At 74.1% G+C, this 19107-nt stretch carries 18 protein-coding genes and 1 riboswitch; of the genes, 12 read left to right on the forward strand and 6 right to left on the reverse strand.

Annotated features, from left to right (window positions below; genetic code table 11):
• Window positions 1–176: 176 nt before the first annotated feature.
• Together FHU36_RS13070 and FHU36_RS13075 are read left to right on the forward strand one after the other, a co-directional pair.
• Window positions 177–545: a hypothetical protein gene (locus tag FHU36_RS13070; RefSeq protein WP_185083976.1), complete on the forward strand. Its 369-nt coding sequence runs from the start codon at window positions 177–179 to the stop codon at window positions 543–545.
• The gene (locus tag FHU36_RS13075) at window positions 542–1390 is read left to right on the forward strand and encodes a hypothetical protein (protein WP_185083977.1); all 849 of its coding nucleotides are present in this window, start codon (window positions 542–544) and stop codon (window positions 1388–1390) included. The genes FHU36_RS13070 and FHU36_RS13075 overlap by 4 nt, the downstream gene beginning before the upstream one ends.
• A gap of 62 nt (window positions 1391–1452) precedes the next feature.
• Here the strand turns inward: FHU36_RS13075 and FHU36_RS13080 are convergent, their stop codons facing one another.
• The 3 genes from FHU36_RS13080 to otsB are packed head-to-tail and all read right to left on the reverse strand — an operon-like array spanning window position 1453 to window position 5545.
• Complete coding sequence (locus tag FHU36_RS13080; RefSeq protein WP_185083978.1) at window positions 1453–2250, reverse strand: HAD family hydrolase; 798 nt, start codon at window positions 2248–2250, stop codon at window positions 1453–1455.
• Between the two features lie 6 nt (window positions 2251–2256).
• The gene (locus FHU36_RS13085; protein ID WP_185083979.1) at window positions 2257–4698 is read right to left on the reverse strand and encodes a glycoside hydrolase family 65 protein; all 2442 of its coding nucleotides are present in this window, start codon (window positions 4696–4698) and stop codon (window positions 2257–2259) included.
• Window positions 4699–4726: 28 nt separating this feature from the next.
• Window positions 4727–5545: a trehalose-phosphatase gene (gene otsB, locus FHU36_RS13090; RefSeq protein ID WP_185083980.1), complete on the reverse strand. Its 819-nt coding sequence runs from the start codon at window positions 5543–5545 to the stop codon at window positions 4727–4729.
• A gap of 210 nt (window positions 5546–5755) precedes the next feature.
• Here otsB and FHU36_RS13095 point away from each other — a divergent pair, with 210 nt between their 5' ends.
• A complete protein-coding gene (locus FHU36_RS13095; RefSeq protein ID WP_185083981.1) occupies window positions 5756–6247 on the forward strand; it encodes a hypothetical protein in 492 nt (163 codons plus the stop codon).
• A 59-nt stretch (window positions 6248–6306) separates the two neighbouring features.
• On the opposite strand, the gene FHU36_RS13100 is transcribed toward FHU36_RS13095, so the two are convergent.
• Complete coding sequence (locus tag FHU36_RS13100) at window positions 6307–6729, reverse strand: pyridoxamine 5'-phosphate oxidase family protein (RefSeq protein ID WP_185083982.1); 423 nt, start codon at window positions 6727–6729, stop codon at window positions 6307–6309.
• Between the two features lie 118 nt (window positions 6730–6847).
• Window positions 6848–7180, reverse strand: coding sequence for a site-specific integrase (locus FHU36_RS13105; RefSeq protein WP_185083983.1), 333 nt, complete (start codon window positions 7178–7180; stop codon window positions 6848–6850).
• Window positions 7181–7423: 243 nt separating this feature from the next.
• On the opposite strand from FHU36_RS13105, the gene FHU36_RS13110 reads away from it, so the two are divergent.
• The 7 genes from FHU36_RS13110 to FHU36_RS13140 all read left to right on the forward strand — a co-directional run bounded on the left by FHU36_RS13110 (window position 7424) and on the right by FHU36_RS13140 (window position 13482).
• Complete coding sequence (locus FHU36_RS13110) at window positions 7424–7690, forward strand: DUF1876 domain-containing protein (RefSeq protein ID WP_185083984.1); 267 nt, start codon at window positions 7424–7426, stop codon at window positions 7688–7690.
• A gap of 194 nt (window positions 7691–7884) precedes the next feature.
• Window positions 7885–8076, forward strand: a complete 192-nt coding sequence (locus FHU36_RS13115; RefSeq protein ID WP_185083985.1) for a CbtB domain-containing protein — start codon at window positions 7885–7887, stop codon at window positions 8074–8076.
• Between the two features lie 8 nt (window positions 8077–8084).
• A complete protein-coding gene (locus FHU36_RS13120; RefSeq protein WP_185083986.1) occupies window positions 8085–8828 on the forward strand; it encodes a CbtA family protein in 744 nt (247 codons plus the stop codon).
• 5 nt (window positions 8829–8833) lie between these two features.
• Complete coding sequence (locus FHU36_RS13125; protein WP_185083987.1) at window positions 8834–9388, forward strand: histidine phosphatase family protein; 555 nt, start codon at window positions 8834–8836, stop codon at window positions 9386–9388.
• Window positions 9385–11466, forward strand: coding sequence for a magnesium chelatase subunit D family protein (locus FHU36_RS13130; protein ID WP_185083988.1), 2082 nt, complete (start codon window positions 9385–9387; stop codon window positions 11464–11466). Before FHU36_RS13125 ends, FHU36_RS13130 begins: the two co-directional genes overlap by 4 nt.
• Before the next feature lies 1 nt (window position 11467).
• Window positions 11468–12070: a cob(I)yrinic acid a,c-diamide adenosyltransferase gene (cobO, locus tag FHU36_RS13135; protein WP_185083989.1), complete on the forward strand. Its 603-nt coding sequence runs from the start codon at window positions 11468–11470 to the stop codon at window positions 12068–12070.
• On the forward strand, window positions 12067–13482 hold the full coding sequence (locus tag FHU36_RS13140) for a cobyrinic acid a,c-diamide synthase CobB (protein WP_185083990.1): 1416 nt from the start codon (window positions 12067–12069) through the stop codon (window positions 13480–13482). Before cobO ends, FHU36_RS13140 begins: the two co-directional genes overlap by 4 nt.
• On the opposite strand, the gene cobN is transcribed toward FHU36_RS13140, so the two are convergent.
• Entirely contained in the window at window positions 13437–17036 is a 3600-nt protein-coding gene (cobN, locus tag FHU36_RS13145; protein WP_312891558.1) for a cobaltochelatase subunit CobN, read from the reverse strand. The two genes, FHU36_RS13140 and cobN, sit on opposite strands and share 46 nt — an antisense overlap.
• 34 nt (window positions 17037–17070) lie before the next feature.
• A riboswitch (cobalamin riboswitch) is annotated at window positions 17071–17260 on the reverse strand.
• 6 nt (window positions 17261–17266) lie between these two features.
• On the opposite strand from cobN, the gene FHU36_RS13150 reads away from it, so the two are divergent.
• Together FHU36_RS13150 and FHU36_RS13155 are read left to right on the forward strand one after the other, a co-directional pair.
• Window positions 17267–18460, forward strand: a complete 1194-nt coding sequence (locus tag FHU36_RS13150; RefSeq protein WP_185083991.1) for a ferredoxin-like domain-containing protein — start codon at window positions 17267–17269, stop codon at window positions 18458–18460.
• Complete coding sequence (locus FHU36_RS13155; protein WP_312891559.1) at window positions 18457–19107, forward strand: precorrin-8X methylmutase; 651 nt, start codon at window positions 18457–18459, stop codon at window positions 19105–19107. Before FHU36_RS13150 ends, FHU36_RS13155 begins: the two co-directional genes overlap by 4 nt.

The following is a 19107-nucleotide window of genomic DNA, read 5'->3' on the forward strand; positions in this document are numbered from 1 at the left end:
TACCCGCGCATGCAGCAGGCCGGGGATGATCTCGGTGGCTTCGATCAGCGCCGGGTGTTCTGGGGCAATGGGGGGCGGAAGGGTCACGGGTGGCGAACATTGACAGACGTGATTACGGCTTGCCAAGATCAGCATTTCGTGGCGGGTTGATTCCCGCCCCCCATAGAAGAGGGCTCATGAAGAAACTTGCGGTTGCGGGGCTCGCGCTCGCCGCGTCGTTCTCCGTGCTCACTGTCAGTCCGGCCCAGGCGTCGCTGGCCGACAGAAACCTCATCACGCTCTGGCAGCACGACGACTACCAGGGCACACGTAAGGACTACACGTGTGTCACCCTGGGGCACGAGAACCTGGGCACCCTCGAGAACCAGGCGAGCTCGATGGCGAACGCGTCCTACGTGGGCGTCGACCTCTACAGCGGTGACAACTTCACCGGCGTCCGTTACTATGCGGCGCCGCGCAGCAACGACAGCGACTTCACCAACAACGGGTTCGACAACACCGTCGAGTCCCTCCGGTTCAGGAAGATTCCCTGCGACGTTCCGTGATCGCCGGACGATGGGCGTGGGGCTGCCTGATGCTGGCGCTGGCCTGCAGCGCCGCGTGCGCGGCTCCCGCCCCCTCGGCCGCCTCGAAGGCGAACGGGCCGCCTGTCATCGACCCGTCCGCCGAAGCGAAGGCGCTTCGCCTGCCGTTCGACGCCTACAAGCGGACCGAGACGGACATCGAACGGGTGGAGCGGGCCGTGGACGTCCTCGCCGGCCGGTGCCTCCAGCAGAAGGGGTACAGCCGGCCGGCCCTCCCCGGGGTGGCCGTGATCGAAGCACCCCACCGCCGTCGCTACGGCGTCATGGAACCCCTGGTCGCCCAGCAGGTGGGTTATCGCGCCCCGATCACCTCCGCCGAGCGGGAGCAGAATCGGGCGGAGGAGGCCCGTGGCGGCTACCGCGACGCGGCGGAGAGATCGGCGGCGCACGGCTGCCTCGATGACGGCATGGGCCGCGTCTACGTCGAGGGCGCCGACTCGCCCCTCGCGGTGCGCCTGGAGCGGGAGATCTTCGAGAGGACCCGGACGAAGGACCCCCACGTCCGGTCGGCGTTCGACGCGTGGCGGTCGTGCATGCGCGTCCGCGGCCAGAGGGAGTACGCCGACCCGTTGGCCGCCGCCGCCGACGACCGGTGGAAGGACCCGGCTGCGGTGGAAGCCGAAAGAGCCGCCGCGGTCGCCGACGTGGCCTGCAAGGAGGAGACGGACCTCGTCGAGGTCTGGCACCGGGCGGAGGAGAAGCTCCAGACCGCCGCCCTGGAGCAGCACGCCGCCGCTTTCGACCAGATCCGCCAGGCGCTGGAGAAGGAGCGCGCCGAGGCCGCCCGCATCGTCCAGCCCGGGTGATCATCTCGTGCGACCTGGGTGACCGCGCACTCCTGATCAGGTCGCCGCGCCCCGCGGGTCGTTCACGACCTCGCCTGGCGGGTCGCCAACCGGTGGGCGGTGAGGGCCCGTACGTCCACCTCGTCCAGCGAGGTGACGACGAGGTCGGCGTGCGCGGCGGCCAGCAGGTGCCGGTCGCCGGCGCGCGCGACGCCCAGCGCGGCCATTCGGCCCGCCCTGGCGGCCTGGATCCCGCTGACGGCGTCCTCGACCACGAAGCAGTGCTCGGGCGCGACCTTGAGCTCGGCCGCCGCGGCCAGGAAGATCTCCGGGTCCGGCTTGCCCCGTGCCAGGTCGCGCCCGGACAGGTCGGCGTCGAAGAGGTCGAGCAGGGTCAGCCCCGGGTGGACGAAGTCGTAGGTCAGCCCCTCCTTCTCGGTGAAGGTGTCGAGGCGGATGTGCTTGAGGAACAGGTCGGCGTTCTTCGACGACGAGGCCGCCGCCTCCGGGATGCCGAGATCGCGTACGGCGAGGACGAACCGCAGCGCGTCGGGATAGGCCGTGAACTGCCGGGCCTCGACGAGCCGGACGATGAGCGCCTGTTTGCGTGCGGCGTAGACGTCCACGCGGGCCTCCGCGTCCGGGATCCTGAAGTGGTGGAGGGCCGCCAGCGCGCCGGCCATGCGGGGTTTGCCGGAGAGGACACGCTGGTAGACCTGCGGGGTGAAGGCGTCCTCCGACCAGGCGCTCCGCTCGCGGATGTCGGCCCACTCCCCGTCCATCAGCTCACGCAGCGCGTCCCGCCAGGCCTGCTCGTGCGGCGAGTCGACGAGGACGCCGTCCACATCGAAGATCGCTCCCTCGAACCCGCCGGTCGCCACGGCGGCTCATCTCCCGTCGCCGGAGGGCCGCGGGTGCGCCGAGGACGCCTGGCCGGGAACCTGGAACACGTAGGCGCGGCCCGGGGTCAGTTCGCGCAGGTCACCGCTGATGCACACCCGCAACGGCCCCCGGAACCCCTCGGCCTGGACGAGGACGGTCAGCTCGTCCCCCTTGACGCTCAGCCGCAGTGAGTTGCCCCGGAACCGCATGCACAGGCCCACCCCGTCGAGCCGGTCGAGCAGCCGCGGCTGCAGGTGCAGCACACCTTCGTCGTCGATGCTGCTGCCCACGTAGCTCCGCTGCAGCAGGTCGAGGGTGCCCGACATGACGCCCATGTGGATGCCCTCCTTGGTGGTGCCCCCCTGCACGTCGTTCACGTCGCTCTCCAGCGCCACCATGAACCGGTCCCAGGAGCTCGGCGGGTCGAGGCCGGCCAGCACCCCGGCGAAGGTGACGAAGCTGAGCGTCGAGCCGTGGGAGGTGCGGCGGTCGTAGTACTCGATGGTGCGCCGGGCGAGGTCACGGTCGTACGCGTAACCGAGCCGCTTGAAGATCATCTGGAGGTCGCCGTGGCCGAACAGGAAGAACAGCATCACCGCGTCGGCCTGTTTGGACACCTTGAAGGCGTTCGGGTCCCTGCCCTCGGCCTTGAGGATGCGGTCGAGGCGCTGGATGTTGGGGTAGGTGGCCCGGTAGTGGTCCCAGTCGAGCTCCTCCAGGTCGGCGTAGCCCTCGAACTGGCTGATGACGCCGTCGTGGAACGGGACGTACATCCGGCGGCTCATGTCCTCCCAGACGCGCAGCTCCTCGTCCGTGACCTCCAGGATCCTGCGCAGCATGGCGGCGCGGCTGGCCGGAAGCAGCTTCAGCACCTCCGGCACGGTCGCGCTGATCCAGGCCACCATGACGTTGGTGTAGGCGTTGTTGCGCAGCCCGGCCTCCTCCGCGCCGGGGTAGCGCTCGTGGAACTCGTCCGGGCCCATCACCCCGTGGATCTCGTACCGCTGCCTGCCGGGGTTGAAGTGGGCGATCGACGCCCAGAACCGGGCGATCTCCAGCAGCAACTCGGCGCCGTAGTCGCGCAGGAACTCCAGGTCGTCGGTCGCCTGGTAGTACCGCCACACGTTGTAGAAGATCGCGGCGTTGACGTGGCGCTGGTTGTGGCTGAGGTCGGGATCCCACTGCCCGGACAGCGGGTTGAGGTGGACCTGCTGCGTCTCCTCCGTGCCGTCGCTGCCGCTCTGCCACGGGAACATCGCCCCCCGGTAGCCCGCCTCGCACGCGGCGGCCCGCGCCTCCGTCAGCCGCCGGTACCGGTACAGCAGCAGCGCCCGGGTGATCTCCGGCAGGCGCAGGTTGAGGAACGGATAGACGTACATCTCATCCCAGAAGACGTGCCCGCGGTAGGCCTCCCCGTTCAGGCCGCGGGCCGGCACACCGGCGTCGTGGCGGGCGGTGTGGCGGGAGCACACCTGCAGCACGTGGGCGACGTGCAGGCGCAGCAGCAACTGGGCGCGCGGCTCGCGGGGGAGCTGGATGTCGCAGCCCTCCCACAGCTCGGTCCACGCCGACTGGTGCTCGTCCAGCGCCTCGTCGAAGCGCGGGTAGCGGAGCACGTGCCGGCCGGCGGCGGTCAGGGGCTCGGTGATCGCGTTGTCGCGCGAGGTGAACAGGGAGACCATCTTCTCCAGCCGGGCGGGCTCGCCCTCCTCGACGTCGAACGTGAGGATCTGCTGGATGTAGTCCTCCATCTGGTACAGGTCGCGCTCCACGTCGGCGGCCCTGCCGCCCAGGAACACCCGCGTCCGCGCGGCCTCGGCGACGTAGATGTTCGACTGGCGCGTCTGCACCTTGAGCGCGATGATGTCGTGTCCGAACGTCCGCGGCGACACGGGGTCGAGGTGACGCCCCTCCAGCTCGCGGTAGCGGGCGACCATCCGGTTGGCGACGCGGCCGTCGAGCGCGGTCACGATCTCGACGTGGCCCGACCAGTTCTCGGGGATCAGAGTCCACTCGATCCCGGCCTGGTGGCTGTGGGCCATGCTGACGAACCGGCGGCTGATCAGGGTCGTCACCCGCCCGGCGCGGTCGCGGAAGCGCAGGTCGCGCCGCACCAGCGCGAACCGGATGTCGTACGAGTGCCGGTAGTCGAGCAGTTCGACGCTGCCGAATCGGACGGCGGCCTCGCCCCCGATCCGCAGCTTCAACACCAGCCAGTTCGGCAGGTTGACCAGGTCCTCGTTCAGCACCGGACTTCCGCCGAAGAGCGAGGTCTCCCGGTTGTAGCCGCCGTGGGCGTAGGTGCCCGGGTAGTGGACGGAGCCCATGTCCTCCCACTCGGCCGTGCCCCGGGTGCAGAAGTAGCCGTTGCCCGTCGAGGTCAGCGCCTCCCGCAGCGCCTCGGCTGCCGGGTCGTAGTCGTCGTAGGTGAGTGTGAAGCCCTGCATGGCGCCCCCCCGAGCGCGTCCGGCGCGGCTAGTACGCCAAGGTGGCCAGGAAGCGCTCCACCTCCTCCGGGGAGGCCAGCGAGAACTCCGCCGCCGTCGGCCGGTCGGCCACCTCGGCGTCGTCCGGGCGGCCGACGATGATGCCGATCCCGCGGCCGCGCAGCGCGCGGAACGCGTCCTCGTCGGTGAGGTCGTCACCCAGGTACAGCGGGACGAACCGGTCGGGGTCGAGCTTGAGTACGTCGAGCAGGTAGAGCACGGCCCTGCCCTTGTTCCAGTCGACGTTCGGCTGGATCTCGTACACCATCTTGCCCGGCAGGATCTTGAGGTCGTCGGGATGCTCGGCCTGCAGCGACCGCACCACGTCGGCGACCCGTTCGCGGTCCTCCGGGGCCGCGAGCCGGTAGTGCGCGGCGACCGACGACCGCTTCGGCTCCACGATCACCCCGTCGAGCGCCTGCGTCTCGGCCCGGAGCCGTTCGGTCACCTCGGCGATCAGGTGCGCCGATCCCGGCGCCGGATCGTGCGCGATCACGCCCTCCTCGGGGCTCCAGATGTCGAAGCCGTGGCTGCCCGCCACCACGAGGTCGTCGACGCCCATCAACCGCTGCACGACCGTCCGGTCCCGGCCGCTGACGACGCACACCGGGCACCGGGAGGCGAGGGCGCGGACGGTGTCGCGCATCCCGTCGGAGATCACGGCGTCCTCGGGCCGGTCGACGATGGGGGTCAGCACGCCGTCGTAGTCGAGGAACACGGCGGGGTGACGCCCCGCGGTCCGGGCCGCCAGCCGCCCGTCGTCGTGCAGCGCGTCAGGCAGGTCTCGAACGGTCGCCGTCGCACCCATCCGAGGTCACCTCCCCGATCGCGACCGTACCCCTCCTCTTCAGGGTGACCCCGCGACGCGGCCCCGTGCAAGCGGTCGCCCCGCCGGCGCGGATGGGACCTTCGGGCCCCGTCGCCGGGACCAGTGGCCCTCACGCCGCGCGTCCGGCGATCGAAGACTCGGAGGGCGGCTCCGAAAGGGGCCGCCGTGGTCGCCAAGGAGGAGCGCGAGATGAGTCTTGTACGAAGGACGGCGGTGGCGCTGTTGGGTGCCGCCGGTGCCGCGATGCTGGTCGCGGGACCGGTCATGGTGGTCAGGGGTGGGAAGGGGCGTGCCGAGATCCGGTCCGAGTTGCGCGGGCAGTCGATCACCTTCCCGGACAAGGGGCCGGCCGCCGACGCGGGCCGGGCCGTGCTGACGGGGCCCGAGGCCCGCCGGTACGCGCAGGTGATCGAGGGCAACGTGCGAGCGGCGACGGGCGGCCGGACCTACGCCGAGGTCAGCGCCGACCTGATGGCGGCCGGAGGCGCCGACGAGAAGCTGGCCGCGCTGCGGCAGACGGCGTTCACCGGGCAGATGCTGCGCGCCTCGCTGCTGAACGCCTACCAGGCATGGGAGGTGACGACGCTGGTCGTCGGTCTGGGGGCGGTGCTGACGGGGTCGGGCGCGGCGCTGACGGCCACGGCCTGGCTGCTCGCCGGCGGGGAGGGGCGCCGTCCGTGAACCACGCGGCGGGGGGAGGCGGTCGGCGCGCGGATGGACGTCGTGCGGCGGCGGGTGGGCTATGTCGTCGCGGGGGAGGCGGGACTCAGCCGGAAGCCCGTGACGATCTCGGGGCTGATGCGGACCACCTGGTCCATCTCTCCCGACACCCACGGGCGAAGCCGCGCCTTGTAGTGCGCGGCCTCCTCCGGATCGTCCACCAGCCGGGCGACTCCGGTGACGATCACGCTCCAGCCGAGGTGCCGGTCGGAGTCCAGCTCGTCGGCCTCGAACGCCACCACGGCACCCGACGGCGCCACCTCCGCGCTGAGGACGGTGCCCGGGTTGGACCGGATGACGATCTGCCCGTCGGCGACGAGGTGGTTCACCGGCCGGATCGCGGGCAGCGCGTGGCGGGTGAACACGACGCGGCCGATCGGCACCCCGGCCAGGAGGCGAAGGGCCTCGGCCGTCGACAGCTCTTCCAGGTTGCGGGACGTCACCTCGACGGTCCACCCATGTCGCTCGAAATCATCCCCCCATGATGATGGCCGGTGCTATGTCCGGAACAGGGACCAAAGTCCTTTCCGTCGTGGACGAGAGGCAGGCCGGGGCGTCTCCTCAGCCGGGGCGCAGGCCGGTCGAGCCGAGGCCGCTGCGGGCGAAGAAGTCCTCGACCGCGATGAGGTGGTTGTCGATCGTGCCGCGGGCGTAGCCGCCGCCCTCCAGGTGCAGGCGGTACGCGCGTGCCGTCCGCACGGCCGCGGTCATCTCGGCCAGCGGCGCGTCCCCGGCCGTCGTTCCGGCAGTCCAGGCGAGGAAGCGCCTGGCGCGGGAGAGGTACGTGGCCCTGCTGGAGCAGGCCAGCCGGGAACCGGCCAGCGCCGCGGCGTACGCGGACAGCATCCGGTCGTAGGGGGCCGGGAGCGGGGGCGGGCCGGTCCGTGCGGTCACGAGGTACTCCCTTTCAGCGAGGGCCGAGTCGCCGCGGGGCGGGGCAGGGTGAGGGGGTTCCGGGGCAGAGACGCTAGGGGAGTGGTGGGACGGGGCGACACCCGCTCAGGTCCCCGGCAGCCGGGACCTTCGGCCCTTGCCCGGACCACACGGGTGGGCACGGGCGAAAGGCATGCCCGCCAGGGTGGCCAAGGGTCCCGTGCCCGGCGGATGCTGGGAGGAGGGGACCAGCGAGGGGGAGTCATGCAGGCCAAGCAGTGGACCGTACAGATCTACATCAGCGAGGACGACGGTGACGAGCGCACGCAGGCGCGTGCCGTCCTGTACGCCCGGGACAGCAAGTGGCACGAGAGCGTGGGCGTCGCCAGGCGCAACCCCGGTGACCGCCCGGTGCCGGAGATCGGCGACGAGCTGGCGGCCGGGCGGGCGCTGATGGACCTGGCCGACAAGCTGATCGGCGACGCCGTGGACGACGTCGCCCGGCTGGGCGGGCCCATCGACGCGCGGTGACGCGGCACGGTCCAGGTGTTGACGCAAAGGGGAGGAAGGGATACGTTCCGGTAGATTTCACGGTCGTCCAAGGGAAATCCGGTGAGATGCCGGTGCGGACGCGCCACTGTATCCGGGACGAAGATCCCGGGAGCCAGGTCGCTTGGCGATCGTGACCTCACTGGCTGGGACGCGTCATCCCCGAGGAGGCTCGCATGAGTGGTCTGTCCACTCCGTCCACCCTTCCCCTGCCCCGCCTGCGGCCGTGGCTGCTGCTGGGCGTACCGGTGCTGCTGCTCGTCGCCTACCTGGTGCTGATGGACAACGGCGCCGTCTCCCAGGCGGGCACCTACCTGCACGAACTCATGCACGACGGGCGGCATCTGCTCGGCGTGCCGTGCCACTAGGGGCGCCGGTGGTGCGCACCCTGCTGGTCAGGGGCCTGTTGCTCGGGCTCGTGGCCGGTCTGATCGCGGGCGCCTTCGCCTTCGCCGTCGGTGAACCGCGGGTCGAGAGCGCCATCGCCCTGGAGGAGGCCGCCGCCGCTCCGGCGGGCCACGCGGACCATGACCATGACCATGACCACGGCGCCGTCGTGAGCAGGCCGGTGCAGAAGGCCGGGCTGTTCCTCGCGACCGGGCTCTACGGGCTGGCCGTGGGCGGGATCTTCGCCCTGGTGTACGCGGGACTGCGCGGGCGCGTCGGGCCCAGGTCCGAGGGCGGGCTGGGGCTGGCCGCCGCAGGTGTCGCGTTCGTGGCGGTCATTCTCGTACCGTTCATGAAATATCCGGCCAACCCGCCGGCGGTGGGCGACCCGGAGACGATCACCGGCCGGACGCTGCTGTACGTGGTCATGGTGCTGGTCGGGCTGGCGGCGACGGCCATCGCCGTGGCGACGGCGCGGCAGGTCGGTGCCGGTCCGTGGGCGCGCTGGGCCGCGGCCGTGGCGGCGTTCCTCGTGCCGGTGGTGGCCGCCTGGCTGCTGCTGCCGACGGTGGACGAGGTGCCGGAGGGTTTCCCCGCGACGTTGCTGTGGGAGTTCAGGCTGGCGTCGCTGGGCACGCAGCTCGTCTTCTGGGCGGCCTTCGGCGCGCTGTTCGGCTGGGCCTGCGACCGGGCGGCCCGCGTGCCGAAGGCCGCTCCCGTGGCCGCGGCCTGACCGGGGTGCTGTTCGTCAGGCAGGCGAGCACACCCGGCATGCGCGGGGCCCGCTTCCCCGCCCCGGGGGAGGCGGCCGACCCGGCGAGCCTCGCCCGGGCCGCCGCGCTGGCGGAGACGGTCGCCGGCCGGCCCGCGTTCGCGGCGCCGGCGGTGGCCGCCGGGCAGACCGCCTCGGCCATGGGCCTGGTGGCCTCTGTGGTGCCGGAGCTGGCCGAGCCCGGCTTCGGGCGGTGGGGCGGCCTGCCGTACGGACGGGTCGCGCGGGAGGAGCCGGACGGTCTGGCGAGCTGGCTCGCCGACCCGCGCGCGGCCCCGCACGGCGGCGAGAGTCTGGCCGCGCAGGCGGCGCGCGTCGCCGCCTGGCTCGGCTCCGCGCCTCCGGAGGAGGTCGTGGTCGTCTGCGACGCCGGAGCGATCAGAGCGGCGCTGGGTCACGCGCTCGGCCTGGACCCGCTCTCCGCCGCGAGGTTCGACGTCGCACCGCTGTCCATCACCGCGCTGTCCCCGACCCGGGGCGGCTGGCGGGTCGCCCATGTCAACCGGAAGGTCGCCGCGTGATCGCCACCTACCCGTTCAGCGCCGTCGTCGGGCTCGACGACCTGAAGCTGGCGCTGGTGCTCAACGCCGTCTCCCCGCGTGTGGGCGGCGTGCTCGTCCGGGGGGAGAAGGGCACCGCCAAGTCCACGATCGTCCGGGCTCTGGCCGCCCAGTTGCCCCCGGTGGAGGCGGTGACCGGGTGCCGGTTCGCCTGCGATCCGGCCGCGCCCGACCCCGCCTGCCCCGACGGCCCGCACGAACCCGGCGAGCAGCGGCTGCGCCGCCCCGCCGCGCTGGTGGAGCTGCCGGTCGGCGCCTCGGAGGACCGGCTCGTCGGTGCCCTCGACGTGGAACGGGCGCTGACGGAGGGCGTCAAGGCGTTCCAGCCGGGGCTGCTGGCCGCCGCCCATCGCGGCGTGCTGTACGTGGACGAGGTCAACCTGCTCCACGACCACCTCGTGGACCTGCTGCTCGACGCCGCCGCCCTGGGCACCTGCTACGTCGAGCGGGAGACCGTGTCGGTCCGGCACGCGGCCCGCTTCCTGCTGGTGGGCACCATGAACCCCGAGGAGGGGGAGCTGCGCCCGCAGCTCCTCGACAGGTTCGGGCTGACCGTGGAGGTGCGCGCCTCCCGCGACCCGGGCGAACGGGCCGAGGTGGTCAGGCGGCGGCTCGCCTTCGAGGCCGGACCGGAGGAGTTCGCCGGCCGGTGGGCCGCCGAGGAGTCGGCGCTGGCCGGGCGGATCGCGCGGGCCCGTGACCGGCTGCCGGGCGTGCGGCTGCCGGACGCCCGGCTCAGGCAGATCGCCACGGTGTGCGCGGCGTTCGAGGTGGACGGGCTGCGTGCCGACCTGGTCACGGCGAGCGCGGCCATGGCGCATGCGGCCTGGCAGGGCCGGCAGGTGGTGACGACCGACGACGTGCGGGCGGCGGCCCGGCTGTCGCTGCCCCACCGGCGCCGGCGCGATCCGTTCGACGCGCCGGGCCTCGACGAGGAGCTGCTGGAGCGGCTGCTGGAGGAGACGTCCGGTCCCGACGATCCCGACGATCCCGACGGTCCAAACGGTCCAAACGGTCCGGACGGGCCCGGGGATGGCGGTCCCGTGGGTGGTGGACCCGACGGTCTCGGTCCTGGTGACGGCGGGTCGTCCGGGGAGAGCGCGGGGCTCGGTTCGGAGACGTCGCGGGAGGACGCCGGTTCGCGTCCACAGGGTGTGGACGGCCAGGCGGCCGGGACGGCGGAGGCCGGTCCACAGGCTGTGGACGGGCCGGCGGGCTCTCGGCCGGCGGCCCCCGCAGGGCGGCCGGCGGGGGCCGCCGAGCCGTACCGGGTGCCGTTGCTGCAGGTGCCGGGCCTGGGCGAGGGTGCGGCGGGACGCCGGTCGCGGGCGCGGAGCGCGCACGGCCGCGTCACCGGCGCGCGGCGGCCCCGCGGGCGCCTGCACGGCCTGCATCTCACCGCGACGATCCTCGCCGCCGCGCCGCACCAGAGGACGCGGGGCCGCACCGGGCCCGGCCTGCTGCTCCGCGCGGACGACCTGCGCGAGGTGGTGCGCGAGGGCAGGGAGGGCAATCTCGTGCTGTTCGTGGTGGACGCCAGCGGGTCGATGGCCGCCCGCAGGCGGATGACCGCGGTGAAGACGGCGGTGCTGAGCCTGCTGCTGGACGCCTACCAGCGCCGCGACAAGGTGGGCCTGGTCACCTTCCGGGGCACCGCTGCTGAGGTGGTGCTGCCGCCCACCTCGTCGGTGGAGGCGGGCGCGGCCCGGCTGCGCTCGCTGCCGACCGGGGGCCGCACCCCGCTGGCCGCCGGGCTGGCCAAGGCGGCGGACGTGCTGCGGGTGGAGCGGGTGCGCGACCCGGCCCGCCGCCCGCTGCTCGTCCTGGTGACCGACGGCCGCGCCACCGCCGGCGGCGACGTGGAGCGGGCGGCCGGGCTGCTCGACGGCACGGCGAGCGTCGTCGTGGACTGCGAGAGCGGTCCCGTACGGCTCGGCCTGGCCGTCCGGCTGGCCGCCCGGCTGCGCGCACGGCTCCTCCCGCTCGACGCCCTGTCGGACCTGGGCTCGGCGGTCCGCGACTACCGGAAGGCGGTCTGACATGCCGCAGGGAAAGCCGGCCGTCGTGCCGGACGACGGGCTCACCACCCGGCAGCGCCGCGCCAGGCCGCTGCTGATGGTCCACACCGGGCCGGGCAAGGGCAAGTCGACGGCGGCGTTCGGCATGGCGCTGCGCGCCTGGAACCAGGGCTGGCCGGTCGGGGTGTTCCAGTTCGTCAAGTCGGCCAGGTGGCGGGTCGGGGAGGAACGGGCGCTCAAGATCCTCGGCGCCTCCGGCGAGGGCGGGCCGGTCGCCTGGCACAAGATGGGGGAGGGCTGGTCGTGGATCCAGCGCCCCGGCGCCCAGGAGGACCACGCGGCCGACGCCCGCGAAGGGTGGGAGCAGATCAAACGCGACCTGGCGGCCGAGACCTACCGGTTCTACGTCCTGGACGAGTTCACGTACCCGCTGAAGTGGGGCTGGCTCGACCTCGACGACGTGCTGGACACGCTGACCGGCAGGCCGGGCGCCCAGCACGTCGTGATCACCGGCAGGGACGCGCCGGAGCGGCTGGTGGAGGCGGCCGACCTGGTGACGGAGATGGGCAAGGTGCGCCACCCCATGGACTCCGGCCAGAAGGGGCAGAAGGGCATCGAGTGGTGATCCCGCGGCTCGTGGTCGCCGCCCCCTCCTCCGGGAGCGGGAAGACGACCGTGGCGACCGGCCTGATGGCGGCGCTGCGCGCCCGGGGGCTCCAGGTGTCGCCGCACAAGGTGGGGCCCGACTACATCGACCCCGGCTACCACGCGCTGGCGACCGGCCGGCCGGGCCGCAACCTGGACCCGTGGCTGGTCGGCGAGGAGCGGGTGGCCCCGCTGTTCCTGCACGGGGCGGCGGGGTGCGACGTGGCGGTGGTCGAGGGCGTGATGGGCCTGTTCGACGGCAGGGGGGAGACGGACCTCGCCTCGACCGCGCACGTCGCCCGGCTGCTCGCCGCCCCGGTCGTGCTGGTCGTGGACGCGGCCGGGCAGAGCAGGTCGGTGGCGGCGCTGGTGCACGGGTTCGCGACGTTCGACCCGCGGGTGCGGGTGGGCGGCGTGGTGCTCAACCGGGTCGGGTCCGACCGGCACGAGGAGCTGTGCCGGGCCGCGCTGGCGGCGGCGGGCGTCCCGGTGCTGGGGGCGATCCGGCGCGACGACGCCGTCTGCACGCCGTCCCGCCACCTGGGGCTGGTGCCGGCGGCCGAGCGGGAGGCCGAGGCGCTGGCCGCGGTGGACCGGCTGGCCGCGCTCGTGGCGCGGGAGTGCGACCTCGACGCCGTGCTGCGGCTGGCGCGCACCGCCCCGCCGCTGGACGCGACCCCCTGGGACCCCGTACGGGCCCTCGCGGAGACCGGCGAACCGGACGGCGGGACGCCGCTCGCGGTGGACGCGGTGGACGCGGCGGGGGACCCGGGCCGGTCGGCGGCGGGGCCGGCCGGGGCGCGGCCGGTGGTGGCGGTGGCCGGTGGGGCGGCGTTCACGTTCGGGTACGCCGAGCACGTCGAGCTGCTGCGCGCCGCCGGAGCCGACATCGCCGTCCTCGACCCGCTCCGCGACGAGAGGCTGCCCGACGGCACCGGCGCGCTGGTGATCGGCGGCGGCTTCCCCGAGGTGTACGCCGCCGAACTGGCCGCCAACGAATCCCTGCGCGAGCAGGTCGCCGCGTTCGCCGGCCCCGTCGTCGCCGAGTGTGCCGGCCTGCTCTACCTCTGCCGCGAGCTGGACGGCCGGCGGATGTGCGGCCGGCTGCCCGGCGTGGCCCGGATGACGGACCGGCTGACGCTCGGCTACCGGGAGGCCACGGCGACCCGGGCGTCGCTGCTGACCAGGCCGGGCGAGCGCTTCACCGGGCACGAGTTCCACCGGACGACCCTGGTCACGGACGCCGAGCCGCTGCTGCGGTGGGAGGGCGGCGGCGACGGGTTCGGCGACGCCCTCCTCACGGCCACCTACCTGCACCTGCACTGGGCGGGGCGGCCGGCGTCGGCTCAGCGGCTGGTGTCGTCCTCCAGATCCCCTTCGGTCCTGAGGTAGACCTCTTGCAGACCGCGCAACAGCTCAGGGTCCGGGTGCTCCCACATGCCGCGCTCGGCGGCCTCCAGGAGGCGCTCGGCGATGCCGTGCAGGGCCCACGGGTTCGACCTGGCCATGAACGCCTGGTTCTCCGGGTCCAGCACGTACGCGGCGGTCAGCCTGTCGTACATCCAGTCGGCCATCACCCCGGTCGTGGCGTCGTAGCCGAACAGGTAGTCCACGGTCGCGGCCAGCTCGAACGCGCCCTTGTAGCCGTGCCGGCGCATCGCGGCCAGCCAGTTGGGGTTCACCACCCGGGCCCGGAAGATCCGGGCGGTCTCCTCCGACAGGGTCCGGGTGCGCACGGCGTCGGGGCGGGTGCTGTCGCCGACGTACGCGGCCGGCGCCCGGCCGGTGAGGGCGCGGACCGTGGCGACCATGCCGCCGTGGTACTGGAAGTAGTCGTCGGAGTCGGCGATGTCGTGCTCGCGGGTGTCGACGTTCTTGGCCGCCACGGCGATCCTGCGGTAGGCGCTCTCCATGTCCTGGCGGGCGGGGACGCCGTCGAGGTCACGGCCGTAGGCGAAGCCGCCCCACACCGCGTACACCTCGGCCAGGTCGGCGTCGTCGCGCCAGTTGCGGCTGTCGATGAGCGGCAGCAGCCCGGCCCCGTACGCGCCGGGCGCCGAGCCGAAGATCCGCATGGTGGCCCGGCGGGTGTCGCCGTGCGCCTCGGCGTCGGCGGCGACGTGGGCGCGCACGTAGTTGTCCTCGTGCGGCTCGTCCAGCCCGGCGACCAGCCGGACGGCGTCGTCCAGCATGCCGACCACGTGCGGGAACGCGTCCCGGAAGAAGCCGCTGATGCGGACCGTCACGTCGATGCGGGGCCGGCCCAGCTCGGCGAGCGGCACCGGCTCCAGGCCGGCCACCCGGCGGGACGCCTCGTCCCAGGCGGGGCGGACGCCGAGCAGCGCGAGCACCTCGGCCACGTCGTCGCCGGCGGTCCGCATCGCGCTGGTGCCCCAGACGGACAGCCCCACCGAGCGCGGCCACTCGCCCGTGTCGGCCCGGTAGCGCTCCAGCAGCGAGTCGGCCATGGCCTGCCCGGTCTCCCAGGCGAGCCGGCTCGGCACGGCCCGCGGGTCGACCGAGTAGAAGTTGCGGCCGGTCGGCAGCACGTTGACCAGGCCGCGCAGCGGCGAACCGCTGGGCCCGGCGGGGACGTAGCCGCCGTCGAGGGCGTGCAGGACGTGGTCGAGCTCGTCGGTGGTGCGGGCCAGCCGGGGCACGATCTCGGTGGCGGCGAACACGAGGATGCGCGCCACCGGCTCGTGCCGCTCCCCGGGCACCAGCCGCGCGACCTCGGGGGCGGCTTCGGGGGACCAGCCGCGCTCCTCCATGGACTCGACCAGGGCACGGGCGGTCGCCTCGGCGCGGTCCACCTCACCCAGCCCGGCGGTGCCGTCCTCGGCCAGGCCCAGGGCCTCGCGCAGGCCGGGCAGCGTCTCGCGGCCCGACCACAGCTGCCTGGCCCGCAGCATGGCGAGCACCAGGTTCACCCTGTCGCCACCGGTCGGCGCCCGGCCGAGCACGTGCAGGCCGTCGCGGATCTGCGCGTCCTTCACCTCGCACAACCAGCCGTCCACGTGCAGCAGGAAGTCGTCGAACTCCGTGTCGTGCGGCCGGTCCGTCAGGCCGAGGTCGTGGTCGAGCCGGGCCGCCTGGATCAGCGTCCAGATCTGCGCCCTGATGGCGGGCAGCTTGGCCGGGTCCATGGCGGCGATCGAGGCGTGCTCGTCGAGGAGCTGCTCCAGCCGGGCGATGTCGCCGTACGTCTCGGCGCGGGCCATGGGCGGCACCATGTGGTCCACGAGCACGGCGTGCGCGCGCCGCTTGGCCTGGGTGCCCTCGCCGGGGTCGTTCACCAGGAACGGGTAGACGAGCGGCAGGTCGCCGATGGCCGCGTCGGTGGCGCAGGAGGCGGACATGCCCGCCGACTTGCCCGGCAGCCATTCGAGGTTGCCGTGCTTGCCCACGTGGACCATGGCGTGCGCGCCGAACTCCGCCGACAGCCACCGGTAGGCGGCCAGGTAGTGGTGGCTGGGCGGCAGGTCGGGGTCGTGGTAGACGGCGATCGGGTTCTCGCCGAAGCCGCGGGGCGGCTGCACCATCACCACGACGTTGCCCGCCCGCAGCGCGGCCAGCACGATGTCGCCGTCGTGGGTGAAAAGCTCGCCGGGCGGCGGCCCCCAGTGCCGCTCCATGCCCGCGCGCAGGTCCTCGGGCAGCGTCCGGTACCACTGCTCGTACGAGCTTGCGGGGATGCGCACCGGGTTGCCGGCGAGGTGCTCCTCGGTCAGCCAGTCGGGGTCCTGGCCGCCGGCGGCGATCAGGGCGTGGATCAGCGCGTCACCGTCCTGCTCGGGCACGCCCGGGAAGCCGTCGCCCAGGTCGTAGCCGGCCTCGGCGAGCCGGGCGAGCAGCCTGACCGCGCTGGCGGGGGTGTCCAGGCCGACCGCGTTGCCGATCCGGGAGTGCTTGGTCGGGTAGGCCGACAGCATCACCACGAGCCGCCGCTCGGCCGGCGGGGTGTGCCTGAGCAGACCGTGCCGCACGGCGATGCCCGCCACCCGGGCGGCCCGCTCGGCGTCGGCCACGTAGACGGTCAGCCCGTCCTCGTCGATCTCCTTGAACGAGAACGGCACCGTGATGATCCGGCCGTCGAACTCGGGGATCGCCACCTGCGAGGCGGCGTCGAGCGGCGACAAACCGTCGTCGTTCTCCTCCCACGCCTGCCTGCTGCCGGTCAGGCAGAGCCCCTGCAGGATGGGCACGTCCAGCTCGGCGAGCGCGCCCACGTCCCACGCCTCGTCGTCGCCGCCGGCGCCGGCGGTGGCGGGACGGGTGCCGCCCGCCGCCAGCACCGTCACGACCAGCGCGTCGGCGGCCCGCAACGTCTCGAACAGCTCCGGCTCGGCCGTGCGCAGCGACGAGCAGAAGACGGGCAGCGCCCGGCCGCCCGCGTCCTCGACGGCCCGGCAGAGCGTCTCGACGAACCCGGTGTTGCCCGCCATGTGGTGGGCGCGGTAGTAGAGCACGCCGACGACGGGCCCGTCCGCGCGGCGCGCGGTGCGCTCCAGGAGGCCCCAGGGCGGCGCGGGCGCGGGCGGCGCGAAGCCGTGTCCGGTGAGCAGGACCGTGTCGGACAGGAACGCGTGCAGCTCGGCCAGGTTCGCCGGCCCGCCGTGGGCGAGGTAGGCGTGCGCCTCGGCGCAGGTGCCGGCGCTGACCGTGGACAGCTCCATCAGCTCGGCGTCGGGCGCCTGCTCGCCGCCGAGCACCACCACCGGGCGGGGGCCGGCCAGCAGGTGGTCCAGCCCCTCCTCCCAGGCGCGGCGCCCGCCCAGCAGGCGGACCACGACCAGGTCGGCGCCGTCGAGCAGCGGGGGCAGGTCCTCGGCCGTCAGCCGGGCGGGGTTGCCCAGCCGGTAGGGGGCGCCGCCGGCGCGGGCGCTGAGCAGGTCGGTGTCGGAGGTGGAGAGCAGCAGGACGGTGGTACGGCTGTCGCCAGGCACGCGGGAGTCCTCCCTCGGGGTCCTCGCCCCGGTCGCGGGTGTCGCGACGGCAGGAGTCTCCTGGCTCCCGGATCGACGCTCACCCCGGCCTTCCCGCCCGTCGCCGGGCAGTGGCCTCGTGGTGGGGTTCGCTCCCCGGTCACAGTGGCGGGACCGCGCCGGTTTCGCACCGGCTTCCTCCCTTTGCCATCGCCTGACGCAAGCGTACGGCAGCGAGATCTGGAGTGACCATGCACCTTTCCGAAGCCGGTCCCTTCCGGCGCATGCGGCCGGACTCCTGTCCGGGGGCGCTCCAGACGCACGAGGCGGCTGACGGCGCGCTGGCCAGGATCCGGTTGCCCGGCGGGGCGGTGACCGCCGGCCAGTTGCGCGAGCTGGCCGCGTGCGCGGCGGAGCTGGGCTCCGGGGTGATCGAGCTGACCTCCCGGGCGAACGTCCAGGTGCGCGGGCTCCGCCCCGCCCCCGCCTCGGACGCCGGTGCTGCCCTCGCTGCCCGGATGGCCGGCGCGGGGCTGCTGCCCTCGGCCTCGCACGAGCGGGTGCGCAACATCGTCGCCTCGCCGCTGAACGGGCGCGGGCCCGGGGGCGTGGTGGAGACGCAGCCGCTGGTGGCGGCGCTGGACCGGGCCCTGTGCGAGCGGGCGCGGCTGGCCGGGCTGCCGGGGCGCTTCCTGTTCGCGCTGGACGACGGCACGGGGGACGTGGCCGGGCTGGGCGCCGACGTCACGTACACGCCCGACGGCCTCCTCCTGGCGGACGCCCGGCTCTCCCGCACCTCGGGCGACCCGGTCGCGCTCATGCTCGCCGCCGCCGAGGCGTTCCTGGACGAACGGCGGCCGCCCGAGGGCCACGCTCAGGCCGGCTCGGTGTGGCGGATCGGCGAGCTGCCGGACGGGCCCGCCCGGGTGGCGGCCCGGCTGGGCGGCACCGTGACCCCCGTACCCCGGCGGTCGCCGCGCGGGCAGCGCGCCGGGCTCGTCGAGCAGCGGGACGGCCGGGTGGCGCTGGAGGCGGTGGTCCCCCTCGGCCGGCTCACCGCCGTCCAGGCGCAGGCCCTCGCCGCCCAGGCGCAGGCCGCCGGCATGGTGCGGCTCACCCCCTGGCGGACCGTCGTGCTGCCCGGCCTCGACCCCGACCGGGCCGGGCGGGTCGCCCACCGGCTGGCGGAGGCGGGCCTGGTCACCGACCCGGACTCGCCCTGGGTGGGCGTGACGGCCTGCACCGGCCGCCCCGGCTGCGCGAAGTCACTGGCCGACGTCCAGGCGGACGCGTCCCGGTGGGTGGCGGGCCGAGTGACCGCAGCCGGGACACCGGTCCACTGGTCGGGCTGCGAACGGCGGTGCGGCCTGCCGAAGGGCCCCGTCGTCCAGCTCGTCGCCACCGGCCACGGCTACCACCACGGTTACCAGGAGAGGACACAGTGACCATCGACACGCACACGGGCGACCCGTGGGACGGGTACGTCCGCGACGGCGCCGAGATCTACCGGCGGTCGTTCGCCACCATCAGGGCCGAGGCCGACCTGTCCGGCCTGCCGGCCGACGTCGCGGGCGTCGCGGTGCGGATGATCCACGCCTGCGGGATGACCGACCTGGTCGACGACCTGGCCTTCTCGCCGGGCGTGGTCGCCGGGGCGCGGCGGGCGCTCCGGGCGGGCGCGCCGGTGCTGTGCGACGCCACGATGGTCGCCTCCGGTGTCACCCGGAGCAGGCTGCCCGCCGGCAACGACGTGGTCTGCACGCTCGGCGCCCCCGGCGTGCCCGACCTCGCCCGACGGCTCGGCACCACGCGCAGCGCCGCCGCCCTGGACCTGTGGCGCGACCGGCTCGACGGCGCCGTGGTGGCGATCGGCAACGCGCCGACCGCGCTGTTCCGCCTGCTCGAACTCGTCGTCCAGGGAGCGGGCCGGCCGGCGGCGGTGCTGGGGATCCCGGTGGGGTTCATCGGCGCGGCCGAGTCCAAGCGGGCACTGGCCGGCAGCGGCCTTGCGTTCCTGGTGGTGCACGGCCGCAGGGGCGGCAGTGCGATGGCGGCGGCGGCGGTCAACGCCATCGCGAGCGAGGTGGAGTGA

Source organism: Nonomuraea muscovyensis (assembly GCF_014207745.1).
Taxonomy (GTDB): domain Bacteria; phylum Actinomycetota; class Actinomycetes; order Streptosporangiales; family Streptosporangiaceae; genus Nonomuraea; species Nonomuraea muscovyensis.

What these genes read in the sequence shown, in the direction of transcription:
- FHU36_RS13070 (WP_185083976.1), top strand. Translation starts at nt 177, where the DNA reads ATGAAGAAACTTGCGGTTGCGGGGCTCGCGCTCGCCGCGTCGTTCTCC.
- FHU36_RS13085 (WP_185083979.1), bottom strand. Translation starts at nt 4,698, where the DNA reads ATGCAGGGCTTCACACTCACCTACGACGACTACGACCCGGCAGCCGAG.
- otsB (WP_185083980.1), bottom strand. Translation starts at nt 5,545, where the DNA reads ATGGGTGCGACGGCGACCGTTCGAGACCTGCCTGACGCGCTGCACGAC.
- FHU36_RS13095 (WP_185083981.1), top strand. Translation starts at nt 5,756, where the DNA reads ATGAGTCTTGTACGAAGGACGGCGGTGGCGCTGTTGGGTGCCGCCGGT.
- FHU36_RS13110 (WP_185083984.1), top strand. Translation starts at nt 7,424, where the DNA reads ATGCAGGCCAAGCAGTGGACCGTACAGATCTACATCAGCGAGGACGAC.
- FHU36_RS13115 (WP_185083985.1), top strand. Translation starts at nt 7,885, where the DNA reads ATGAGTGGTCTGTCCACTCCGTCCACCCTTCCCCTGCCCCGCCTGCGG.
- cobO (WP_185083989.1), top strand. Translation starts at nt 11,468, where the DNA reads ATGCCGCAGGGAAAGCCGGCCGTCGTGCCGGACGACGGGCTCACCACC.
- FHU36_RS13150 (WP_185083991.1), top strand. Translation starts at nt 17,267, where the DNA reads ATGCACCTTTCCGAAGCCGGTCCCTTCCGGCGCATGCGGCCGGACTCC.